Origin of the sequence: Microcoleus sp. PH2017_05_CCC_O_A (assembly GCF_020738785.1) — a bacterium.
Lineage (GTDB): Bacteria > Cyanobacteriota > Cyanobacteriia > Cyanobacteriales > Microcoleaceae > Microcoleus.
Genome location: NZ_JAEQCB010000075.1, coordinates 1 through 22,534, shown reverse-complemented (window position 1 = coordinate 22,534; position 22,534 = coordinate 1). Strand labels below are relative to the sequence as shown.

The 22,534-nt window shown below is 44.9% G+C and carries 24 protein-coding genes and 2 CRISPR repeat arrays (1 of these 26 cut by a window edge); of the genes, 7 read left to right on the top strand and 17 right to left on the bottom strand.

The window, feature by feature from the left end:
- A CRISPR array of direct repeats spans positions 1-966; the repeat unit is 36 nt; unit sequence GTTTCAATCCCCTTGCGGGGAAAAGTGAATTGCGAC; it reaches 360 nt to the left of the window's first position.
- A gap of 11 nt (positions 967-977) precedes the next feature.
- Positions 978-1,507: a CRISPR direct-repeat array (repeat unit 36 nt; unit sequence GTTTCAATCCCCTTGCGGGGAAAAGTGAATTGCGAC).
- Positions 1,508-1,874: 367 nt separating this feature from the next.
- The 10 genes from cas2 to JGK20_RS18435 form a co-directional block, all read right to left on the bottom strand.
- The gene (gene cas2, locus JGK20_RS18480) at positions 1,875-2,156 is read right to left on the bottom strand and encodes a CRISPR-associated endonuclease Cas2 (RefSeq protein ID WP_293185592.1); all 282 of its coding nucleotides are present in this window, start codon (positions 2,154-2,156) and stop codon (positions 1,875-1,877) included.
- A 143-nt stretch (positions 2,157-2,299) separates the two neighbouring features.
- Positions 2,300-2,836, bottom strand: a complete 537-nt coding sequence (gene cas1, locus JGK20_RS18475) for a CRISPR-associated endonuclease Cas1 (RefSeq protein WP_293231678.1) — start codon at positions 2,834-2,836, stop codon at positions 2,300-2,302.
- A 385-nt stretch (positions 2,837-3,221) separates the two neighbouring features.
- The gene (locus tag JGK20_RS18470) at positions 3,222-4,076 is read right to left on the bottom strand and encodes a transposase (RefSeq protein ID WP_293185593.1); all 855 of its coding nucleotides are present in this window, start codon (positions 4,074-4,076) and stop codon (positions 3,222-3,224) included.
- Complete coding sequence (locus JGK20_RS18465) at positions 4,077-4,592, bottom strand: helix-turn-helix domain-containing protein (RefSeq protein WP_293185594.1); 516 nt, start codon at positions 4,590-4,592, stop codon at positions 4,077-4,079.
- A 159-nt stretch (positions 4,593-4,751) separates the two neighbouring features.
- Positions 4,752-5,228 carry a PAM68 family protein gene (locus tag JGK20_RS18460; protein ID WP_293225627.1) on the bottom strand — a complete coding sequence of 159 codons (477 nt, stop codon included), beginning with the start codon at positions 5,226-5,228 and terminating at the stop codon, positions 4,752-4,754.
- 170 nt (positions 5,229-5,398) lie between these two features.
- Positions 5,399-5,668, bottom strand: coding sequence for a 30S ribosomal protein S15 (gene rpsO, locus JGK20_RS18455; protein ID WP_293134126.1), 270 nt, complete (start codon positions 5,666-5,668; stop codon positions 5,399-5,401).
- A gap of 294 nt (positions 5,669-5,962) precedes the next feature.
- Positions 5,963-6,586, bottom strand: a complete 624-nt coding sequence (ruvA, locus tag JGK20_RS18450) for a Holliday junction branch migration protein RuvA (protein ID WP_293185596.1) — start codon at positions 6,584-6,586, stop codon at positions 5,963-5,965.
- Positions 6,587-6,681: 95 nt separating this feature from the next.
- Positions 6,682-7,044 carry a DUF5615 family PIN-like protein gene (locus JGK20_RS18445; RefSeq protein ID WP_293212171.1) on the bottom strand — a complete coding sequence of 121 codons (363 nt, stop codon included), beginning with the start codon at positions 7,042-7,044 and terminating at the stop codon, positions 6,682-6,684.
- Positions 7,041-7,379 carry a DUF433 domain-containing protein gene (locus tag JGK20_RS18440; RefSeq protein ID WP_293185598.1) on the bottom strand — a complete coding sequence of 113 codons (339 nt, stop codon included), beginning with the start codon at positions 7,377-7,379 and terminating at the stop codon, positions 7,041-7,043. The genes JGK20_RS18445 and JGK20_RS18440 overlap by 4 nt, the downstream gene beginning before the upstream one ends.
- 83 nt (positions 7,380-7,462) lie before the next feature.
- Positions 7,463-10,093, bottom strand: a complete 2,631-nt coding sequence (locus JGK20_RS18435; protein WP_293231676.1) for an AAA-like domain-containing protein — start codon at positions 10,091-10,093, stop codon at positions 7,463-7,465.
- A 389-nt stretch (positions 10,094-10,482) separates the two neighbouring features.
- Here JGK20_RS18435 and JGK20_RS18430 point away from each other — a divergent pair, with 389 nt between their 5' ends.
- From JGK20_RS18430 to JGK20_RS34600, 5 genes are all read left to right on the top strand, one after another.
- A complete protein-coding gene (locus tag JGK20_RS18430; protein WP_293185601.1) occupies positions 10,483-10,665 on the top strand; it encodes a hypothetical protein in 183 nt (60 codons plus the stop codon).
- 514 nt (positions 10,666-11,179) lie between these two features.
- Positions 11,180-11,389: a hypothetical protein gene (locus JGK20_RS18425; RefSeq protein ID WP_293185603.1), complete on the top strand. Its 210-nt coding sequence runs from the start codon at positions 11,180-11,182 to the stop codon at positions 11,387-11,389.
- A 274-nt stretch (positions 11,390-11,663) separates the two neighbouring features.
- Entirely contained in the window at positions 11,664-12,236 is a 573-nt protein-coding gene (locus tag JGK20_RS18420) for a hypothetical protein (RefSeq protein ID WP_293185604.1), read from the top strand.
- A 233-nt stretch (positions 12,237-12,469) separates the two neighbouring features.
- A complete protein-coding gene (locus JGK20_RS18415) occupies positions 12,470-13,186 on the top strand; it encodes a GUN4 domain-containing protein (protein WP_293196374.1) in 717 nt (238 codons plus the stop codon).
- A gap of 358 nt (positions 13,187-13,544) precedes the next feature.
- On the top strand, positions 13,545-13,742 hold the full coding sequence (locus tag JGK20_RS34600; RefSeq protein WP_363319755.1) for a hypothetical protein: 198 nt from the start codon (positions 13,545-13,547) through the stop codon (positions 13,740-13,742).
- A 111-nt stretch (positions 13,743-13,853) separates the two neighbouring features.
- Here JGK20_RS34600 and JGK20_RS18405 read toward each other — a convergent pair whose 3' ends face one another.
- The 4 genes from JGK20_RS18405 to JGK20_RS18390 all read right to left on the bottom strand — a co-directional run bounded on the left by JGK20_RS18405 (position 13,854) and on the right by JGK20_RS18390 (position 18,323).
- Positions 13,854-14,456 (bottom strand): hypothetical protein, encoded by a 603-nt coding sequence (locus JGK20_RS18405; protein WP_293231674.1) that lies wholly within the window; start codon positions 14,454-14,456, stop codon positions 13,854-13,856.
- 42 nt (positions 14,457-14,498) lie between these two features.
- Positions 14,499-15,218, bottom strand: a complete 720-nt coding sequence (locus tag JGK20_RS18400; protein WP_293212175.1) for a DUF2786 domain-containing protein — start codon at positions 15,216-15,218, stop codon at positions 14,499-14,501.
- 184 nt (positions 15,219-15,402) lie between these two features.
- Positions 15,403-16,617, bottom strand: coding sequence for a DUF790 family protein (locus JGK20_RS18395; RefSeq protein WP_293231672.1), 1,215 nt, complete (start codon positions 16,615-16,617; stop codon positions 15,403-15,405).
- A 110-nt stretch (positions 16,618-16,727) separates the two neighbouring features.
- Positions 16,728-18,323 (bottom strand): DEAD/DEAH box helicase family protein, encoded by a 1,596-nt coding sequence (locus tag JGK20_RS18390; RefSeq protein ID WP_293196384.1) that lies wholly within the window; start codon positions 18,321-18,323, stop codon positions 16,728-16,730.
- Positions 18,324-18,431: 108 nt separating this feature from the next.
- Between JGK20_RS18390 and JGK20_RS18385 the strand changes: the two genes are divergently transcribed.
- Both JGK20_RS18385 and ald read left to right on the top strand, forming a co-directional pair.
- Positions 18,432-19,277: a class I SAM-dependent methyltransferase gene (locus JGK20_RS18385; RefSeq protein WP_293185619.1), complete on the top strand. Its 846-nt coding sequence runs from the start codon at positions 18,432-18,434 to the stop codon at positions 19,275-19,277.
- 103 nt (positions 19,278-19,380) lie between these two features.
- Entirely contained in the window at positions 19,381-20,469 is a 1,089-nt protein-coding gene (gene ald, locus JGK20_RS18380; RefSeq protein WP_293212179.1) for an alanine dehydrogenase, read from the top strand.
- Positions 20,470-20,642: 173 nt separating this feature from the next.
- Here the strand turns inward: ald and JGK20_RS18375 are convergent, their stop codons facing one another.
- The 3 genes from JGK20_RS18375 to JGK20_RS18365 form a co-directional block, all read right to left on the bottom strand.
- Positions 20,643-20,852 (bottom strand): hypothetical protein, encoded by a 210-nt coding sequence (locus JGK20_RS18375; RefSeq protein WP_293185622.1) that lies wholly within the window; start codon positions 20,850-20,852, stop codon positions 20,643-20,645.
- Positions 20,853-20,911: 59 nt separating this feature from the next.
- The gene (gene sfsA, locus JGK20_RS18370) at positions 20,912-21,634 is read right to left on the bottom strand and encodes a DNA/RNA nuclease SfsA (protein ID WP_293212192.1); all 723 of its coding nucleotides are present in this window, start codon (positions 21,632-21,634) and stop codon (positions 20,912-20,914) included.
- Positions 21,635-21,760: 126 nt separating this feature from the next.
- A partial coding sequence (locus tag JGK20_RS18365) for a glutathione S-transferase family protein (RefSeq protein ID WP_366039144.1) occupies positions 21,761-22,534 on the bottom strand: 774 nt, incomplete at its 5' end.

Here is a 22,534-nt window from a genome sequence, read left to right as displayed (position 1 = left end):
CCTGTTCAAAGAACTTTCTGTTTCAATCCCCTTGCGGGGAAAAGTGAATTGCGACTAGAAGATTGGAAAGCTCGAAACCCATTAAAAGCAGGTTTCAATCCCCTTGCGGGGAAAAGTGAATTGCGACTCGATAGGATATAAGATAAGAGGTCAAAAGCTAGAAGGAATGCAGTTTCAATCCCCTTGCGGGGAAAAGTGAATTGCGACCTCGATGTCCAGCCCAATCACTTCCGTGTCGCATCCGAACAGTTTCAATCCCCTTGCGGGGAAAAGTGAATTGCGACATAACTACCTTACGTTCCATTCAAGGAGAAACTAGCCGTTTCAATCCCCTTGCGGGGAAAAGTGAATTGCGACAAATAATTCTTAGCGTGATTAAAGATCACCAAAATCTAAGGTTTCAATCCCCTTGCGGGGAAAAGTGAATTGCGACACTATAGAATTTTTTAATTTACTAATATTCCTTACAGTTTCAATCCCCTTGCGGGGAAAAGTGAATTGCGACTACGAAACCCTACTTGTCAGCTCTAATTTGTTTTTTCTACAGTTTCAATCCCCTTGCGGGGAAAAGTGAATTGCGACGATAAACTAAAAGTTAAGAAAAGGTTTGAAGGAAGGAAGTTTCAATCCCCTTGCGGGGAAAAGTGAATTGCGACTTAGATAAGTCAATTCAAGATCAACTCTCTGATGCGTTCTTGTTTCAATCCCCTTGCGGGGAAAAGTGAATTGCGACGAAACAAAAAAAGAAGTGGTTCGGAAAATAACTACGAGTTTCAATCCCCTTGCGGGGAAAAGTGAATTGCGACATCGAAAGTATCTACAATCCAAACAATAAAACGGAATGGATAAGTTTCAATCCCCTTGCGGGGAAAAGTGAATTGCGACTTCTCTTTAGACGTTCCGCAAGTAATTCTAGTGAGAGTTCAAGAGGTTTCAATCCCCTTGCGGGGAAAAGTGAATTGCGACTGAGAAACAAATAAACGAAGAATTGTTGGGGAAAAGTGAATTGCGACATTTAAGAGTAATAACTATCCCGTCATAATGACCAAGGAAGGTTTCAATCCCCTTGCGGGGAAAAGTGAATTGCGACAGCACTACATTCTCAATCAAAGAAGTATCATCAGAAGTCTAGTTTCAATCCCCTTGCGGGGAAAAGTGAATTGCGACCTGATGCACAAGGTAATATATTAGCTGCTGTTGGTAATAATAAGTATTGTTTCAATCCCCTTGCGGGGAAAAGTGAATTGCGACGTTGGTCAAGCATTAAAAAGACACACAACCGCAACCAAGAAGTTTCAATCCCCTTGCGGGGAAAAGTGAATTGCGACAACAAGAAATTATTGACCAGTCATTTCTTGCATTCGAGTTTCAATCCCCTTGCGGGGAAAAGTGAATTGCGACCTAACAATTATTGCAATCAATTAAGACACTAGCTTAATGTTTCAATCCCCTTGCGGGGAAAAGTGAATTGGTTTCAATCCCCTTGCGGGGAAAAGTGAATTGCGACCCCTCGTTTTGAAAGCCGTGCCCAGTAAAGGCTCTAGAAGCCGTTTCCGACCACCTCTGATGCTCAGCTCACTTAGAGCCGAAAATCAGCTCTCAAAAATCGCTGAAACCCTTACGGGACAAGTGAACGGCCGCCTATACGAGATAATCGGTGTTTCAGCCATTTAGCGAGGCGGTCGGATAGCTAAATGATTGAAGCGCTAAAACACTACTTTAATCTATTCAATTTTCTAGGTACTGGTGCTGTAGATTTGGGTAGTAATTAACACGGCAAGTTTGTATGGGCTTGTGTGGATTACAATTATAATCTAGCAATAGAGCCATAGTAACGTAGATTTCTCTGGCTGTCAAGTGTTAAAAAAAATACTTTAAACAATGACCGAAGTCGGCGGTTGAGTCACCGGCGGGCCAGAACCCCAAGTTTCCACCTGCCCGATCGCCCGCGTTGACAAAACATAAAAACGGATATTATCTTCATCCAAATTAACCCGTCCCCGCAGGCGAGCGCGCAACTCCTCAAATTGACGCTGAGATAGGGCACACTCAAAAACCGAATATTGCACCCAAGTACCGTAACCGGAAAGCAAGTTAAAAACTTTCTTGCGACGCTTGTCACAAGGAATATCATAGACAACAACGTACAAGTGCATGATTAATTTCCGCTTGACCAAAAGTCAGGAATTACGCAATAAATAAACGCCATCATGTCATTGCGAGGGTCACTCAGCAATCGCAAAACCTGGCGATTGCTTCGTTCCTCGCAATGACAGAAATACGTTGTTAGTCTTGAAATCTAATAAATTCGATAAGGCTTGTACAGCACTTGTGGATTGTAAACAAACTGCTTGTAAGCCTTAACTTGCTGCACAAACAAATCCCAGCGCGGCTGTTTTTCGCCCGAATCAGTCTGAATTTCTTCTTCCATACGCCGTAAAAAAGCATGGAGAAATTTTGCTCTGCCGGAATCGTTCAAGAAACAGCCGCTATTGCGGTAAACAAAGTCGAGGGTGGCATCCATGACTTTTGAATTAATCAGCCACAGCACCAAAGAATCGATAATCGGAGCACGAAACTCTTCTATCAAATCAGAAGCTAAAGCAGCATGACGTTCGGAAGTTTGATGCAAACAAGCTTGATAAGGATCGAGTCCTTGGAGTTCAATCAAACACAGTAAATGATTCCACAGGATTTGATATCCGAAGCTAAGCATGGCGTTAACCGGATTCCCTGGCGGACGGCGGGAACGGAAAACAAATACAAATTCGGGAACCGACAAACATTCGCCAAATGCCGAAAAATAACTGGCTGCCCCGGCTCCTTCCAATCCCATTAATCGCTTCCCCAACTTCGCAAAAATTGTCAGGATATCAACTGCAAAAATTATTGAGAACTACTCTACTTATATCAAGCTCAACTAAGTAGTTTTATGCAAAAAACCAATTGTTCACAAAACTTAAATAGTATTTTGTAGGGAATTTTACGTAGAATTGGTGTCAATTTAACTAGAAATCACGTATAAACTCTATTGGTAGGGTGTGAAGTGGGCACCTGACTACTATTAGTAGTGTCTAAGTAATATCAGGACACGGCATTGCCGTGTCCTCTTCCGACGAAGAAAGCTATTGATTCATGACTATTGACACTCTCAGCGCTGAAGCGACTGAGATTCTTAAGAAATTTCATTCTTAATATCCCTACTGCTAGGGTTCCCAAACTCAGCACGTTTGCACGCAAGTGCGTGCTGATATCTTTTGGGCGTTTAGGTGTTCAACACCAGGTTTCGCGGAGTCCCCGCGTACCATTTTCGATGCTCGATCTCTGATAGTTTTGGCAGCGCCAATGTCGGCGTGTTCGTGATAGCCACATTCAACACAGATGAACTTTTCGCCATCTCTATTTGATTTGTCGATGTGTCCACAACTTCTGCATTCTTGGCTAGAGTGCTTAGGATTAACTTTGATTACGATTTTTCCTTGCTTTGCAGCTAGATACTCAATCTTTAATCCTAAGTCGCCCCAGCCTGCATCAGAGATAGCGCGATTCAATCCTTTTTTTCTGGATTGCCCATTCTTGAGAAACCTCCCGGTTTCCTCATCAGTTTTTACCTTACATCGACGCATCATCCCAGAGATGTTCAAATCTTCTAAGGCGATTACATCAATATTACGAAATACTATTAAATTCGCAGTTTTCCATTGGTGCGCTTGGCGTTTATCACCAATCTTTTGATGGAATCTGCTAACTCTGATGACTGCTTTTTTGCGGTTTTTACTGCCTTTTGTTTTGCGGTTAACTCGTCTCTGTCTAATTTTCAGAGTGCGTTTAGCTTTTTTGTTGGTTGAAAATCTAGGGTTCTCAATTTGGTAGCCATCAGAAAGGTGAACCAGTTTAGTTAGTCCCAAGTCGCAACCGATTACTTTGGGATTGTTGCCGAGAGCTTTGGGGCTGTATTCAGGTACAGATTTATCCTCTATTCTAATAGAAACATACCAGCCATTCTGGCGTTTTCTAACTGTGCAAGCCTTGATAGTAAAACCACTTGGGATTGAGCGAGAGTTGTAAAACCTCATTCAGCCCAGTTTTGGTAGGTAAATTTTATTGCCCTTGATTTTCACTCCCATTGCGAAGGTAAAAGAAGTAAAGTTACTCCGATTTTTGAATTTCGGAAATCCTCTACCTTCAAAGAAGTTTTTGTAGGCAATATCTAAGCGTTTGACATTTTGTTGTAAAACGGTTGAATCTAGTTGGGAATACCAAGGTCTAGCTATTTTTAACTCAGGTAATGCTGTTATTTGAATATCACCAGCACTTCGGCGAGGATTTCTAGCTTTACCTTCTTTGTCAATCTTAGAGTTTTTCCAGGGATTTCCAGTTGCGCCACTTTTACTTACGAAGCAGGTCAATGGTGAAGCTTCGCCTTTCGTTCTAATGTCACAGTAATCGCCTTGGATAAACTGCTGATTGTACTGACAGATTCTGTCATTCAAGCACCAATTATACAGGCTTCGCAGCATATCTACCCAGTTCGACATTTTTAATGCTTGCGTTTGATTGGGACGCAACTTATAAGCGTAATTTGTCAACAATCTTGCTCACCTCCTTGTTTATATCTTAGCGTCTTTCTCTAATTTTAAATATTAAGAATCAAGAAAGATTCACGGCGGTTAAAACCGCCCGTGTCGCTTGCATCTCAGGGCTGAAGCCTCTGAGTTTTCCGCTTACCGAATGTTTTCTATAACTACTGACTAACTTTTAGATTTCGCATCGCGCCACGCTTCTCGCATCCGTCCAAAATTAGTATTAAATTCTTCCCACCCGAGAGTGCTTCCTGAAGCTTCTTCATCCCAGGAAGCCGAGAGGACTCCGTAGCTTAATCCCAGTACGCCTAGACCAAAACAGCCCATGCTTACCAATAATACTGCTGTGTTGGGCAAGTCAAACCAGCCTTTGCTGACTATCAAATAACTCACAAAAAATGTGGAAATTCCCAGGAGTGTGGGGGCGCCGCAGAATACCGCAATGCGGGAAATCATGCGTTTGCTGACTGCTTCTGGGATGGATTGCGCCTGGGGGCCAGTTTTTTTGGTGGCTTTGGGCTTTTTGTCTGATTTTGGTTCTTCTGTGACTGGATTTGCTTCGGCTTCTGGAGGCTTTTTAGCGGTTTTTTTCCGATTTGAGGCCGGTTCAAAGGGTAAGCGCTGGGTGGGTGGTTCGGAGGACATATTTTTTGTTTAACCTGAAATCTCGAACAATTATCAAAGAAATCTTGGCGAGGGTTTACGCAACTCTGATGGTTAATCAACGGTTTGAAACGGATTTGTTATCAGTGCGTAAATCCTGCTGGCGTTTGTCCAAGATTCTTGAATATTGTCGCAAATTTTCGCTGTGCTGTTTAGCCGCGAATGCCTAAACGGGCAATTAATGCTTTGTAACGATCGACATTTTCCTTTTGCAGGTAGGCCAGCAAGCGCTTGCGGCGGCTGATCATCATCATCAAACCGCGCCGGGAGGCGAAGTCTTTTTGGTTGATTTTCAGGTGGGCGCTGAGTTTGCTGATGCGATCGCTCAACATGGCGATTTGGACATCTGCTGAGCCTGTATCTGTTTCATGGGTTTGAAAGTCGCCCATGATTTCTTGTTTGCGCTGTTGTGTAAGAGCCATGAATTGAGTTTAGTTTTTTTTGTACGATTGTCACAATCCCATATAGTATCACAGCGGAACGGTGAAGGAGCAAATTTTCGACACGGATGGGTTGGTTTTTTGAGCTGAAAGACTTCAATTGCAAGCCCTACTTAGGACGGGCGAGACGCCCATCCCACAGGAAAAAAAATGTCGGATGGGCGGGACGCCCCTCCATGGTGTTTATTCCAGCCCATCCCACAGGAAAAAAATTGTGGGATGGGCATCTTGCCCGTGTTAGCCATAAATTTTGCAAGAAGTCTATTGGGTGGCCGATTATCGGCTTAAATAGGCGATCGCCTCACGAATCCAATCATCTGCATTAGCTTTGTTTGCCAAGTTGCTGTCTTGACTGAGGGTTTGCAGCGCTTGCAAGACTTCCGTCGCAGTATATCCCATCGCCAGCAAAATCATCTCCACTTCTTCTTGAATCGCTGCGGGGACTCCGGCGGCCACGGAAGTTGTCAAACCTGCTTCCTGTCTCCATTCCGAGAGTTTGCTTTTGAGTTCCAGGGCGAGGCGTTCGGCGGTTTTTGTGCCCACGCCGGGGGTTTTGGCGAGGATGCGAGTGTTACCGCCGACGATCGCCTGAACTAAATCTTGCATTCCTAAAGTATCAAGAAGGGCGATCGCCAGTTGAGCACCCACACCGCTAACACTCGTCAACTGCCGAAACAAATCGCGTTCGGCCGTGCTGCCAAAACCGTACAATACGATTTGGTCTTCCTTAACTTGCTGGTGGGTAAAGATTTGGGCGACTTCGCCGGATGCTGGTAATTGGCCAGTCACGCGCGGCAAAATTTGGATGTCATAGCCAATTCCACTAACTTCGAGAGTCAGAATAACGCGGTTGCTGCCTTTGGCGATATTGGCGACTGTGCCTTTGAGATAGCTGATCATATAGTTAATGGTACACCGATAGGGTAGCGCGCCTTTTAAAATTGCGATCGGACTAATGCAAAAAAATCGTTTCCTCCCGAATACATTAATAACTGCTAAGGGAAAGGTAGAAAAACAATTCTATCTTGATATTCATTTTCTTGGGATGCCAGAGCCGCTAAAATCAATTCTTCTAGGTTTTCGCCAATGCTTAAATTAGGATTGATGATAAAAATCCCTGGAATGTGACGATTTACCGCCATATGTTCGGCTAAGTGCACTGGCATAGAAGTTCGGTTATTTGTCACCAAAACACAGTTATTATCTTCACACCAGTAGAGAATTTCTGGATCGAGAGTTCCTTTCGGCGGTGTTTCCGGTTCTCCCACTACTTTGACGGCGATCTCTGGTTCTCGTTGCCTAATTTGATTGGGATAAATTGGATTGACATTTTCATCAATTAGGTATTGCAGGTTCATGGGCTAGTTTTGGCTTTTCTTTCTGCCCTCAGTTGGCGGAGCTTTTCAGAAACAGGCGGGGGATTAAGGCGCTGTTCTTCTCTCATTTTGTGACCGTGTTCTATCCAATTTTTGAGGTAATCACTCACAGGTTCTTGATTTTGGAGATAATACAGAATTGTCGCATAAACTTGTTCGAGGGTGAGGGAAGGATAAGTTTGGGCAATTTCATCAGGTGCGCGACCGCAATCGATGTAATCATAAAGAATTGTTTCAATGCCAATTCTTGTCCCTTTCAGTCGAATATCGCTGGGAGTGAGAAAGTTGAAATAATCTGTGAGCGTTTGGGTTGGCATAATTTTGCTGTATACTCAACATAATTTATTATATCACTGATATTTGCCCGATAGAACTTGAAGTAAACCGCTATGCTGATCTTTCAATTCAAAATAAGATGCTGTTTAACCAAAGACAAATCCGTCTTCCCAAAATTTACCACTAAGGCCACATTTAAATTTTCCAATGATTTTATAAACCACATAATTTCATCAGAAGCTTTACCTTCATAGTGATTGAACAAAATAGAAAATCGCTTTTCCAACTCAGGTTTAACTTTGCCAGAAAGCAGTAATATTTTCAGCAGCAAACCCATTGTCCTGCTGGGCCCGAGGTTGTATACTAAGTCATAAAAAATGTAGTGGTTGGGATGTTGGGAATTTTCCACTACTAAAAAGTTGAATAACTGGTTGCAAGTCTGAGCTAACAATATATTATTTAATTTCGCCGAGTCGTTTTCCGGAAATGTATTTTTGATGTACTTGTACAACTTATCATTAAATTGACGACCGCCATATTCTGGTTCTACCGATGATATCAAATATTCATATAAATCCACTTTAAATGAGCTGTAGGATTGAGTTTTCCTGGCATCTCTCAAAAAAAATTGAGCCGATTCTTTGTGGCTGCGATCGTCTGTTACTTTCCCGGCAAATTCCCTAACAGCTAAGTGCAATTCCGCATCGTTCAAAAGTGTGGGATTTGGCGTCGGCTGTACAATTCCTATTTCTGTATTTCTCGGCTCAACCAAATAATTTAAATATTGAGACAAGTTTTTTTCAAATAGTCGCTGTCTTTGATTTTCCAGCTTTTTGATGGTTTGCTGGTCTTCCTCCACGCTCTCCTTGCTCAGCAAAGAATGCCCGTACAAATAAGGATAGCGACAAATCAATTCGCCCAAAGGAGCATGACTATCTTGTTTCTGCGGTTGTGGCTCTTGTTCTACTGCTTTTACTAAGCGCTCTAGGGTCTGGAATTCTGCACTTTTAGTAAAGAATTCTATTTGTTCTTGCAAGCGCTTGACTATGTAAAATTCCATCCCGAATCGGGGAGAAGTCTGTTTAAATAAAGCTACTAAATTTGCAATACTCAATTTGTGCTGTGAGTGCAATTGCCAACGGTTGATCGGGATGTAACAGCAGCGGTGGATGATATATTTAAACTCCCGATCCGATCGCTTGACGGAGATGATATTGTACAAAGTTGCTTCTATTTCGCGATCGGGGTAGCCCATACCGTCGATAAATAGTTTGCGGAACCGCTCGATTATCTGTGCGGGGGATTCTCGTTCCACGCAGGAGACGATGTGATCGTACAATATCTGTTCGTTGCTCCCCGATAGAAAAGTATCTGAGGGCGGGGTGAGAATTCTCTCTGCACCGATGTCTGGGCTGCTTTGTACAACTTGTGCGACAGCGACTGTCGGTTTTTTCTGAAAAGTTCCGGGATTCAAGAACCAATAGTGTTCTTGGCTTAATTGTTTGTTTGCCGCCCAATCCAAGGCTGACTGCAAAGTTTCCCCCGTCAATAACTGCGACTTATCTTCGCGATCCGAAGCCAGCCATGCTGCCAAGGCCTCGCGGTAGGGAGCCAGATTTCCCAGTTCTTTTTCCACCCAAAACTGATTGAAAACAGATTGATAAACTAGGTTAGCAGCTATTAATTTACCATGAGATTTGACCACCAATCCTGACAGTTGCAATTCGATTTGTTCGGGAGAATAATCGACAGCAACTCCTGGCAATTCTTCCGGTTTTTTGGGGTCGGGCGGTTGCAAAATTTTCTGGTACAGCGTTAACAGCCTGGTGAGATCGCAGCGGCTGTAGAAAATGCGATCGCGAATTGCTGTCAAATGTGGGGGTTCGTCCCAGTCTTCCCAATTTTTAATAATTCTGTGTTTGAGCAGTTGTTCCACCTGCTGGGCTTCGCAATTTCTGCCAATAAAAGACCCGTATTCAAGCACCAATTGGCACAGTCTTTGAGTCAGAAAAGGTTGACCGTCCGTCCAAGTAAATATTTCTTGGAGCACTTTTTGGGGACGAAAAGCTTTGAGTGCCAATCCTTTTGTTAGTGACACACTTTCGTCTAGTTGCAATCGACTTAAATTAATTGGTCGTCCAATATTAAAAGGGTTGCAGCTTGGATCTCGGATCAATTGTGACGGGGCTGCTACTCCGAAAACCGCAAAATTCAGGCGATCGTATTCTGGTTGCTCTGCCCGCTTAGAATAACAACCTCGAATTGAGGCAAAAAAATCGCTGGTACTGAAATTGAGGATGTTGGTGGTGTCAATGTCATCTATCAAAATGACTAAATTTTGCCGCAGTGACTTGAGCAAAACTTTTTCGATAAATATCTCCAATCGCTGCACCGGGGATAGCACTTCGCGATCGTTCCACCACTTGAGGGCATCAAACCTGTTTGTGAGGCGCAAGCTGCTGGCGATGCGGTGGACGATCGCGCCATACCACTTTTCCAGGGAAATTTCTGGGCTGCTAATGCTTCTCAGGTTGACGGCGGCAAAAGCTGTACCTTCTGCTTGCAACCTTTTGGCCGTTTGCACTAGCAGGCTGGACTTTCCCATTTGTGGGGAACTCAATACGTAGCAGAATTGTCCGGCTTTGAGTCCTTGGTAGAGTTCGCTGTCTGCCGATCGCCTGACATAGGTGGGCGCACCGGCAGGCAAATATCCTCCGACTTGATATTGGTTGGTTGAGTGGACTTCTGCTGTCATCTGCGAATTCATCAAGATGCTGCGCCCCTATGCTGTGCGATGGAAAAGTTACAAATTGCAATTATTGCCAGCTCATACTATTTTAGATTTGAGATTGGTCAATGCTTATTCAACCAGGGTTTGGAGTTTACCTACAGTTGCGTTCTTTTTTTGAACTGGTGTTACTGTGGTTGAAATTTTTGTGACTCTTTCTCTATTGTCTACTAACTCAGCGTTGTCATTGTCAATCTTTACCGTATCTTTGCAACCAACCGTAAATCCAGCCAGGAGGGCGATCGTACTCCGGCACTTTTTTGTTTGTACTCGTTCGCATCCTCATCTGAATTTTTACTCAACCGGATTGAAAATGCCCAAACGCCATTGGGTTCACATTTTTTTACAATCATACTTTGAATTTCACCCGATGGTATGATGTTGCCAGGGAAACTCATAACCGCAGCGCCTTTAAGGTACTGCCTAAGGTACTGCCTAAGGTTCTGCCTTGGGGGCTGGCTACCGAATGCCGTCCAGTCAAAGCACTGGAATGGCTGCTACCAATAAAAAACCCCAGCGTTTGGCTGAGGACTGCTTGAGTGGGAGATATCGTTAATCTGCGTTTTTTTTAGTTGACTTAGATTGCATGGAATTCCATGCCGCTGACACTTCCCCGGCTTTCGCGTGGGGGAATTTTTAAGAACAAACTTTTGGGGATAAATCCACAAAAAGTTTAATTCTTAAAAGCGCTGTCAGTGCGCTGCTAGCCACTGGCTCAACGATTAAAGTTAAGTTTGTGGCTAATTGTAGTAGAAGATGCGCCCTGATGAATTAACTACCCGATAGATGAGCACCCTGATGGCATAACTCCCTGATGGATCGACGCCCTGATGGCCTTAGCCCCACTACCCAAAAAAATCTGGTTGGTGGATGATCGTGGACATAAGTAACACGTCACTTCCGGCGTTTCCGATCGCTCTTCGGGTGTGCCTGTCTGTATTGATTATGGCAGGCAGATTTATCAGAAGACAAGTGGGCTATTGCATCAACCCACTTCTGACAGATCGGGTTAGCCAAAAGGTGTCTATCTACGTTAAATCAGGGTCATCGAACATGAAAAACAGCATCTTAGTATTAGCAGTAATTGCCTCCGGTGGCATCGGCTTATTCCATACAAGCAGGGCCAGCGCTTTTGCGATCGTCCCACAATCTTCATCAACCAGCAGTTTGACTGCTCTTGAGAGTCGTCCCGACATTAACTACACTGGAACGAATGAAGATGGAGAGCAAGAAGAGGTAAAGACAGGCAAAGGCCGGAAATAATTAGCCCTCTGAGTGGTTCGCCGGCGCTGCGGTTGTGATTGCGATCGTGTTTGTGGTGTATTTGTTGTCGCCACCACCTTGGCTCAAGGGGGTAAAAACTCGGGCCGAATATCAGTCCACCTAATCCGGGGAGTTGAAGTCTCAACAAAGTGAATGGGAAAATAAACAGGTAAGGCGAGTCTGTCGGTGGAGTTTCCCCGCCTAGGAACTTCCTTACCTTCTGATGTTCGGGATTCGGATCTGGCACAATCGTATTTCATCTCGTAAAAACCCAATGGAAAATACTCTCGAAACTACCCGCAGACAGCGCGTATTGACAAGAACCCAGGAACGGCGTCAGGCGACACCCAAAGAAAAACAGTTAATTCACCTGCTGGCTAATATGGCTTGCAGTTTGATTAACTATGACTACAAACACTCAGCGGGGAAGGAAACTCTCGCGCCTTCGGAACGGAAGCGTTTAGCGGAATGGCACTACCTGCGAGTTCAGCAAATTCGCCGGATCGAACGCTCGTTGGAGCCCGTAGCGACGCTCAAGCGCGTGTACTACAAGAGCATTCTCAGTCCGAGGGATCTGAAGTCTTTGAAACTTCTGTGGCTTGAAGAGGACAAAAACCGCGTCAAACGGGTCGATCCTGAGTTGGACGACATCCTCAGCGAAGCTTTGGATCGGGGAGATACTTTGAAACAGCTATTTCACTCGATCGAATCCAAGGAACGGATCTTTGCGGAAACTCCTCGCCCGGGCGTTGTACCGCTGTGGGTGAAAGAGTGGGAAGACTCGGAATATGACATCAACTTTTTTCCGCCTTCGTTCTCTGCATGGGTTTCCATCGTGGACGACTAGGTTCAAGAAAAACTCTTTTACATGGGAGCGATCGCAAAAATCTGAGGGTAAAGCTATTTGCTATCGCTCCCATTGACGAGGAATGTGCGATCGCGGCGAGGTTAGCTCGTCGTGCAGCGCACAACCATCGGAGTACAGAGAAGTAAATCGGAGTCAGTAGCATTGTACAATGGAGGAAAACCAGGGCTTCAGCTAATTGCTGATAGCTGATAGCTGATAGCTGATAGTTTCCCATGACTGACTCGATTTCTACTTCTCCATTAGACTCGGCCGCCGATACAGCCGAACTCCGCTCACAGTTGAGGTCGGGTTCAGAGAAAACTCAACTGCAACTGCTGCAACAACACATAGCAGATGCAGGCTGGGATGTGTTGATGGAATTTTTATTAGAGCGCAAGTCGGAGGAACCGACGGCGGTAATGGGTAAGGCTTACCAAATTCTTTATTGTGCGGATTCTGCCAGAGCGAGGGAGTTTTTGCAGGCGAATTTTCCGACTGGAGTAGTGCAATTGCGATCGGACTCTAACATTGACTACACTCCGCTGCAACAATTATTGGCCCTACAGGAATTTCAAGAAGCCGATCTGTTGACTTTAAACAAACTTTGTGGGTTGGCGGGCGAGACTGCTGCCGCGAGAAAGTGGTTGTATTTTACGGAAGTTGAAAGTTTGCCTGTGGCAGATTTGCAAACAATTAATACCCTGTGGAAAGTTCATTCGGAAGGCAAATTTGGCTTTTCGGTACAGCGGGAAATTTGGCTGAGTTCGGGCAAGAATTGGGATAAGTTGTGGCCGTTAATTGGGTGGAAGAAGGGGAATAATTGGACGCGGTATCCGCAAGAGTTTATTTGGGATTTGAGCGCGCCGAGGGGTCATTTGCCGCTGTCGAATCAGTTGCGGGGAGTGCAGCCGTTTGCGGCTTTGATGGCTCATCGTGCTTGGGTGAAGTAAAGTAAGACGGCGGTTGAAACCGCGTTTACACAAACAAAGATCGGACGGGGGTTGAAACCGCGTCTACACAAACTTTCGTCCGCCTCCGCGGACTCAAGAGAATAATGTAAAACGTAATTTTCACCGCCTATTCTTCAACCCGCGGAGGCGGGTTTTGTTTGTATAGTCGCGGTTTCAACCGCCGGGTCTTTTTTGAGGAATGTTGGGAAATAACGTAATTTTAACCGCCTATTCTTCAACCCGCGGAGGCGGGTTTTGTTTCTGTAGCCGCGGTTTCAACCGCCGGGTCTTTTTTGAGGAATGTTGGGAAATTTTGTATAATTGATATTTGAATTAATTAGCGAGAGGGCTACGAGTCATGGTAGGAATCGGAACCAAACTCACTTTAGAAGAATTTCTAGCGTTGCCCGACGGAGACGTATATTATGAGTTTGTAGATGGTGAAGCAGTTCCTAAAGTGTCTCCAAAAAAATTCATTCCAGTTTACAGGGAGCTTTATGTCGCCTCAGCAATGATCCACTTATCTGTTTTAATTGCTGTTTTAACCTTGTTGTAAAATAAGTTGTAAAATAAATTTTTACCCGTATAGATTAACTTGAATTCGCAGCTACCTATATTATACACCCTACCTGATGTGACGCAGTAGCATAAGTCCAAATCAAATCAGCTAAATTTCCCGTGCCATCCATACCAAAAAGCCCAAAATTTGATCGACAGGAGGCAGTGGATAATCAATCAAGTCAATTGTCACTGTTTGCCCTTCTAGTTTCAAAAATCGCCACTGAGTGCCATTGGTGACTGAACCGTAAATGATAGGAATTGGCTTTTTCTTAGCCTCATTAAATTTTTGTGCAGCCACCATTTCAGCAATACATTGTCCGAATCCTGTTCTGATGTCAGATTTCTTTGCTTCCACAATGATAACTGCCGGTGCTTCAATTTCTAGAATTTCTTCGGAACGGCTAAAGAGAAAATCACACACGCCGTTTAATCCCATTGATTCATCTACTGTGAAGTCTTCTCCTGAAAATAAACTGACTCGTCGCTGTAAAATTCGTCTCGCTTCTAACAAGACAGGATAAATAATTCCTTCTGAACGAGCTTTTTCGCTTGCAGATGAGGCTAACGGTAAGCTTTCTTCCAAAAAAGCAATCAATGTTTGAGAAGGGGGAATTGGGTCAATGTTAGGCAAAAAACGAACTGCTTCTACAGTGGTTAGATTAAATGCTTCCTTGACTTTACCGATTGTGGTGAAAGAACTGTAGGGCATAGCAATTAACAATATAAGTTGATTGTGAAATTATAGTTAAACTCACAGAGATTGATTAAGTTTTTTTTGTTCTCCTTCCGGTTGCACTTGCTTCTGCAAGCTAATTTTGTCGCCTACTTCATAACCGGAATTAAAACCGACTTCGCTGCTGATTTGAGCACCGGCTCGGGTTTTGACTTTAACTCCTTGGCTTTCTAAATAATCTGCGATCGCCTGTTCATTCTTCTCAAACATCGATCGCACTACAATAGCAGGAGTAGCCGCTGTATCAACCGAGCCCGGAATCCCCGACTCCTCCATCTCCCGCTTTTGTTCCAGCAGCCTTTGTCGCAACCTTGTGGCGCATCCCACCCGAAAAGCGTTCAGATACGCCAGTCCCCGGCCGCTTCCTTTGCGATATTTCGCCCGTTTCTCGATCGCAGAACTCAAATATTCATACAGGTGCTTGCAAACAATCAGATTTGTAGAGCTTCCCACCAAAAACATACTACCACTATAATTGTTCCGCATACCTGTACAACCGTTGGCTTCCGCAATTCCCGAAAACAGGATCATTTTCCAAGTGACAAATTTGGATGTTGTCTCAACTCCGCTTTGATCGATCTCTTCTTGGTGATTGGGGCCTAAATCGGCGAGGCTGAGATTGTACTGCGCCAGTAAAACGGAAGCTTTTGCTGCCGCAGCGGTTGATTCGTTTTCGTTGGATGAGGTGGCGAGGGCTAACAGCTTTTTGATTTTTTCGACAATGCTTGTTTCTACCATTTTTTGATTGGTTTGGGGGTGAGACTACGCGGTGGCAAGGTTTTGGGGATGTTTCTATTTTACTAGAATGTTGGAATGTGCGATCGTTCTTTTAGGATAATTTAATTTAAGAGGTTTGAACCGCAGAGGGCGCAGAGGGCGCAGAGGAAGAGAGGGAGAGAGAAGTTTGCTACTGATTGGTGTACTATTCGAGGATTTCTAGGACTGATTTTGGCTGCAATTTATCTTTAAACCAAACTATTTTTGCGGGAACATCTTTGATATTGACTCCGGCTTTTTCCAGATTCAGCCGTTCGGAAATAGCTAAAATCAAGTTGTCGCATCCAGATTTGTGTACTTGAGCAAATTTCTTTTGCAAATACTCCGGCCGCCAATAGCCGACTATTTCTAATATAAATACTCGTCCGTCGGGATGGACTAACCGAAAGTCGGGAATCATCACGCTTCCGGGAATCGGAATTAGATCGACTTCTCGTTCGAGTTTCCACTCGGTTTTTAAGCTATCCCACCTGCCAGCAAATGCTGCTTCTAACATACTATCATAGGGTTTGCCTGGGGGATAGTGGCTGACTAAACCGCAGTCGGAATTTAGGGTGAATTTACCTGTTTTCACAACGCCGCTGAAAGCATCTTTGGTTTGCAGAGTTGAGTGCATACTCCATTTGGTGACGTGTAGGAGTGCGGGCAGCATTTTGGCGAGGGCTAAGCCGTAGCGGGTGCTGGGTTTGAACAAGCTTGTGGGGCCGTCGATTGTGAGGGTAAATCCGTGGTCTGCATCGCCTTCGATGTAGGTCATTAATTGAAATAATTTTAAATAGCGAAAGAGGAGTTTGTATTCTCCTGGATCGTTGCGGTGCGCGGTTAATTGAACTTGACTTGCTCGGTAAAATATGCCTTGGACTTGGGAAAGGTTGTATCTGTGAAGTAAGTTTTCGGGTGTTGGTGCGTCAAATTCGGTGAGGATTTTGTTTTCGTTTAAATCGGCGTATAAACCTGTTTTGATTTCGTGGGTAAAAACTTCTCTGTTTAAGTCTTGGCTGAGCTCTGTGGCTACTGTTTCGAGGGTTATTTGGGTGGATTGTGGGCTGGGTGTCGATCGCGCTGACAAGGCAAATACGCGCTGTCTCAACTCCAATGGTTCTAGGGGGCTGACGACTTCCAAAGTAGAGAAACCGCCTTTGAGGAGGTGCGCTAATCCCCGTTTCAGCCGATAGTCGGGGCTGTCGCCTTCTAATTCTAGCAAGCGTCCGTCGAGTTCGCCTTGGGTTTTGCCGATCGATTCTTGGAAGCAGGCGATCGTTTCGGTAGCCGCATCGAGATTTTTAGCATCTATCTTGAGGCGTAGCGGGATGATTGATTCGCCGTTTTGACGGTGGCTTAGTAGATCGGTTGGTAGCATTTGACAGTTGACAGTTGACAGTTGACAGTTGACAGTTGACAGTTGACAGTTGACAGTTGACAGTTGACAGTTGACAGTTGATCGAAGGAAGAAGGAATAATTTAGGCGTGCTACCAGGGAATGTCATCATCATCTCCCCATTTTGCGGGTGATTCTGCGGCTTTTTTGGTTGTCTTGGGAATGTCATCATCATCTCCCCATTTTGCTGGTGTTTCTGCTGCTTTTTTGGTTGTCTCTCGGTTGACTCCGTAAATCGGTGTTGGTTTGACTGTTTCTAATTTTGGATATTCTGCTGGTGGTGGTTCTATTGGTGTTTTTGGTTGGGGTTTGTGAACTTGCATTCCGCCTCGGCGGCGCTGGGATGTTCTTTCTTCGGTGGTGTCTTCGGTGACGACTTCGTAGAGAATTGCTAGTTTATTTACATCGCTGCTTTTTCGCAAAACTCGACCCAATCTTTGGATGTATTCGCGTTCGCTTCCCGTACCTGACAGTATAATAGCAATTCTGGCGTCGGGTACGTCCACTCCTTCGTTGAGAACGTGGGATGCGACTAGGGTTTTGTATTCCCCGCTGCGAAATTTATCCAGGATTTCGTGCCTTTCTTTGACTGGGGTTTGGTGGGTAATTGTGGGGATGAGAAATTCTTGGGAAATTCGGTAGACTGTGGCGTTGTCTCCGGTGAAGATTAGGGTGCGCTGGGGAGAGTGTTCGGCTAAAATTTGAGCTAAGATTCGCAGTTTTCCTTCGGTACAAAGGGCGATTTCTTTGGCTTGGCGGTGGGCAATCATGGCGCGCCTTCCTAGGGGCGATCGCGCGCTGGCCATGATAAACTGTTTCCATCCTTCGAGGCTGGATATTTTGATGTTGGACTGTTTGAGGAAGTCGTTGCGAATGTTCATGGCTTCGCTGTAGCGATCGGTTTCTTCTTTTGACAGTTTGACCATGATTTGCACTATTTTATGGTCGGCTAAGGCGTCGCCTGCTAAATCTTCGGGTTTTTTGCTATATACTGTGGGGCCGATGAGGAAGTGTAAGTCGCTGTGGCGTCCGTCTGTGCGATCGGGTGTTGCTGTCAGTCCGAGTCGAAAAGGCGCGATCGCATATTCGGATATTACTCGATAAAAGTCCGTTGGTAAATGGTGGCATTCGTCAAACACCAGCAAGCCGTATTTATTCCCCAAGGTTTCGGCGTGAATGCTGGCGCTGTCGTAGGTTGCTACTAAAATTGGCGTTTTGTCCCGCGAACCTCCGCCTAACAATCCAATTTCGATGTCGGGAAAAGCTGCTTTCAAATTAGCGTACCACTGGTGCATTAAATCGAGAGTTGGTACTACGACTAATGTACTGCGGCCTGTGACTTGCATGGCTAATTGGGCCACATAAGTTTTGCCCGAAGCCGTGGGGAGGACGACTACTCCTTGGCTTCCTGCTTCTTGCCAAGCTGCTAGGGCTTCTTGTTGGTGCGGGTAAGGCTGCATTGCCACGCTGGATACGAGTTCGAGTAGTTCGTATCCGCGGGCGTCGTCGGTGAAGTTAGTGCAGTCGGCCTGAAGCGATTCTACCAGCGGGCGGTAGTGAATTGCTCGAATGCGAAATTTTTCCACGCGATCGTCCCACGTGGCAAAATCCGCCCAGTCTCGGCCTTTGGGCGGCGGGTGCAGTAGGAGCGTTCCGCGATCGAATGTTAATGTAGGTATGCGTGGCATTTTTTTTGAGACGCGGTGAATCGTTGCTGTTAAATTATATAGGATATAGGAAAAGTAAGGACTGAAGTCTTTACTTTCAAATTAAAGTTCTCTTACTTTTGCGATCGTATGTTTGACTTTCTGCAATACAAACAAAATTTTTTAGCAGCGACTGAAGGCTGGGATAATGAGAAATGGAATAATTTTAATGACAATCCATTGGTACTTGTTTCGCCAACACTGCAAAATTGCCATGTCAAAAACTGTCGCCTGGTTGAAAGTCGCATCAAAATATTGGAATGTTTACCTAAAAATAGTGTGGTTGCAGAGGTTGGCACTCAATATGGGCGATTTGCCGAGAAAATACTTGCTATTACCCAGCCCCAAAAGCTGCATTTAATTGATGGTAATTTCGAGGCATTTAAAGCGGAAATCGATCGCAAACAAAATCCCCTATTGCAAGCAGGGATAGAAAATGGGACTGTCGAACTTCACGAAGGTGATTCATCGACAATTTTAGGCGGTTTTCCAGAAGAGTATTTTGATTGGATTTACATCGATGCCGATCATTCTTATGAAGGTGTATGCAAAGATATCAATCGAGGTTATACAAAGGTGAAATCTGACGGGATGATGGTTTTTAACGATTATACGAATTGGTCTGTATGCGAAATCATGCCTTACGGTGTGGCGAAAGCAGTTAATGAGTTTTGTATTGCGAATGACTGGGAAATAGTATTTCTGGCGCTTCAGTTCCTAGGCTATCACGATATTGCGATTAAGAAAAATACTGGGGAAAAGGAGGTGCGAATTCAGTTGCAGGAGGTTAAGTCCCAATTGCAGAGTTCGCAAGCTCGGATGCAGCAGCTTGAGTTAGAGTTGGAGCAGGCTAAAAGATCGATCGACCTTATGGAAAATGACAAATTTTGGAAATTGCGATCGCAATGGCTGAAAATCAAACAAATATTCTCCTAGCCCAGCCCGATTCCCAAATCTAAAATCTCCAATGGTATTGTCCCGCTAGGGCTGATTTTTGCGTTAAATTCGATCGACATAAGCCTGAAATTTGAGGTTATAGATGGAAATAGGCGTCCCCAAGGAAATCAAGGATTTAGAGTTTCGAGTCGGACTCAGTCCCACCAGCGTGCGGGCTTGTTCGGACAAAGGCCACACAGTTTTCGTCGAAACGAATGCTGGGGCTGGGGCTGGTTTTGCTGATGAGGACTACATTGAAGCCGGGGCGAAGATTGTCTCGAAGGCTTCAGATGTCTGGAACCGGCAACTAATTGTCAAAGTTAAGGAACCATTACCTACTGAGTATCCGCTGATTGAAAAAGAGCAGTTGCTATTTACATATTTGCACTTAGCAGCCGATCGCACATTAACCGAGCACTTAATCAACAGCGGAGTCCAGGCTATCGCCTACGAAACCGTCGAACTCCCCGACAGGAAATTGCCCCTGCTAACCCCGATGAGCATTATTGCAGGGCGTTTGGCCGTGCAGTTCGGTGCTCGGTTTCTGGAACGACAGCAAGGCGGCAAAGGCGTACTTTTGGGGGGCGTACCGGGGGTAAGACCGGGCAAAGTTGTAATTTTGGGCGGCGGAATCGTCGGCACAGAAGCAGCCCGCATTGCTGTCGGAATGGGCGCTAGGGTGCAGATTTTAGATGTAAATGTCGATCGGCTAGCCTACTTGGAAACTTTATTCGGTTCCAGAGTAGAATACCTTTACAGCAGTCCTTTGCAAATAGAAGCAGTTGTTCCCGATGCTGACTTATTAATCGGTGCAGTTCTAGTCTTAGGAAAAAGAGCTCCGGTGCTACTTTTGCGCGAATTTGTCGCCAAAATGCAGCCCGGTTCTGTAATTGTTGACGTAGCCGTCGATCAAGGTGGCTGTGTCGAAACTTTGCGAGTAACTTCTCACACAAATCCTACTTATGTAGAGGAAGGAGTTGTGCATTATGGCGTACCAAATATGCCCGGTGCAGTGCCTTGGACAGCTACTCAAGCTTTGAATAACAGCACTTTGCCTTATGTTTTGCAGTTGGCAAATAACGGGATTAAAGCTTTGGAAATGAATCCGAGTTTGGCGAAGGGATTGAACGTGCAGAATCACCGACTGGTGCATCCGGCCGTCCGGGAAGTTTTCCCAGATTTGGCAGATTAAATTGCCTCTTTTTTTAAGTAAGTTGTCCCGCATCTAAATTGTATTTTGGCGCGGGCAGGATGCCCAACCCCTACTCCCCACAAGAAAATTCATGTATTGTGGTTCTCAGAAAGATTCGCGGACGTTGTTGGGAAGAGAGCCCTCTTTGTCTAGGAGGTTATGTAAGCTGTCAGTCATACCTCATCTTTGTGAGAAAGGCTATATTGTGGAACGGGCATCTTGCCTGTTTCTAAACAAAAAAGGTAATCGATCCGGTTTGCTTTTTCATCGACGACGGGAGTTACTCGGTTCACGGATTTTCGATCCTCAAAGCAACAGTTACCAGAAAGAATTGGTTGAAAGCCGGAATCATTTGAGGGAGAAATTAAAGTCAGACTATTCATTACTCCAATCCTCTTCCTTCTAGGTAGAGGTTGCTCTCAAACTGTCAAGCGGTCAACTGTCAAATATCCAGTTTTGCCAAACCCAAATACCGGACACCTTCGGGAGTTACGTCAAAGCGGCAAGGCAAAACTTCCACACCTTCAATAATAGCTTGTCTGAACAATTGTCCGTAAATGCGATCGGCACTATCCCCAGGCGCAAAATCCGTACAATCGCCGCGATTAATAAAATACAGCATTACAGCCCTCGAACCCTGCCGCACCACTTCGATCAATTCTCTTAAATGTTTCTGTCCCCGTTCTGTGACTGTATCGGGAAATAAAGCTAATGTATCTTTAACCCAAGTTGTATTTTTAACTTCCACAAAAATCGGTTTTTCCCCACCATTCAGCCAAAAATCCACTCGACTTTTTTTATCTTTTCCGTAAACAACCTCCGGCTGAATCAAACTGTAATTTCCCAATTCAGGAAACAATTGCAATTCCAAAGCTAATTTAACTACTCGATTTGGCAGCCCGGTATTAACTCCCACCCAGGTTGGTACAGTATCGCAAACTTTAATTAATTCCCAAGTATAAGCTAACTTGCGTTTGGGATTGTCACTGGGAGATACTAGCACTGGATTGCCGGGAATTAAAACACCAGTCATCGGGCCAGTATTCGGACAGTGCGCGGTGATAATTTCTCCCGAAGCCAGTTCGATTTCTGCGAAAAATCGTTTGTACCGCTTGATTAAAGTGCCGGGTAAGAGAGGGGGATATTTGTAAATTAAGTCGTTCATGGGGATAGGGGCATGGGGCATGGGGCATTGGTAAATAGACATAATTGCTGTAGGGGCGGGTTCACCAACAATACGTGCCAATAATTGACAATCTCAAAAACCCGCCCCCACCCAACCATAAATCACTTATTTATCTTCTCTTCTAAGCTCATTAATTTCATCATTTAAAGGCTGCTGTTGTTTACCTTTCATCAACTGTTTCATCTGCGCTTTAAAAGCTTCCACCAGTTCCGGACTGGCTTGTGTTTCTTTCCAAGAAGCGCGGGAATTTAAGCGATCGCACCAATCCTCCAATTTGGGGTATTCCTCCAAAGACAAGCCTAACTCGGGCAGCCAAGGCACGGAAACACCAGCCACAACATCCGCCAGGGTAATCGTGTTACTGCCAAAAAAAGGTGTATCGCCCAACAACTCCTCAAAAAATCTGAGTACCGCCGCCACTTGCAGCGCAGATTTTTCCAGATTCTCGGGTTCGCCTGCGCCGCCGAAAGTCTGGCGGACAAAGGGACTCAGCGCTGGTGTCAATTCGTTGACTGTTACCATTTGTACCATGCGGACGATCGCCAAATCCCGAGCATTCTGTGGCAATAGTGCGATCGTCGGATACTTAGCTTCCAGATAATCAAGCATAGCGAGACTTTCTATTAAATGAAAATCGCCATCAGCCAAAACCGGAATGTGGTGAAAAGGGCTAATATCCAAAAAATCTGGTTGAAACTGATCGCCGTTTAATTTCATCGACACCAATTCAAACTCAATCTCTTTTTCTAGCAAAGCAATCCAGACGCGACGGGCATTAGTGGGACTTAAACAGAAAATACGATAAAAATAGGTTATAATGCTTACATAGCAAGCAGATAACGTTAAAAAATGACCCATGAAAGAGACAACCCCTGCCGC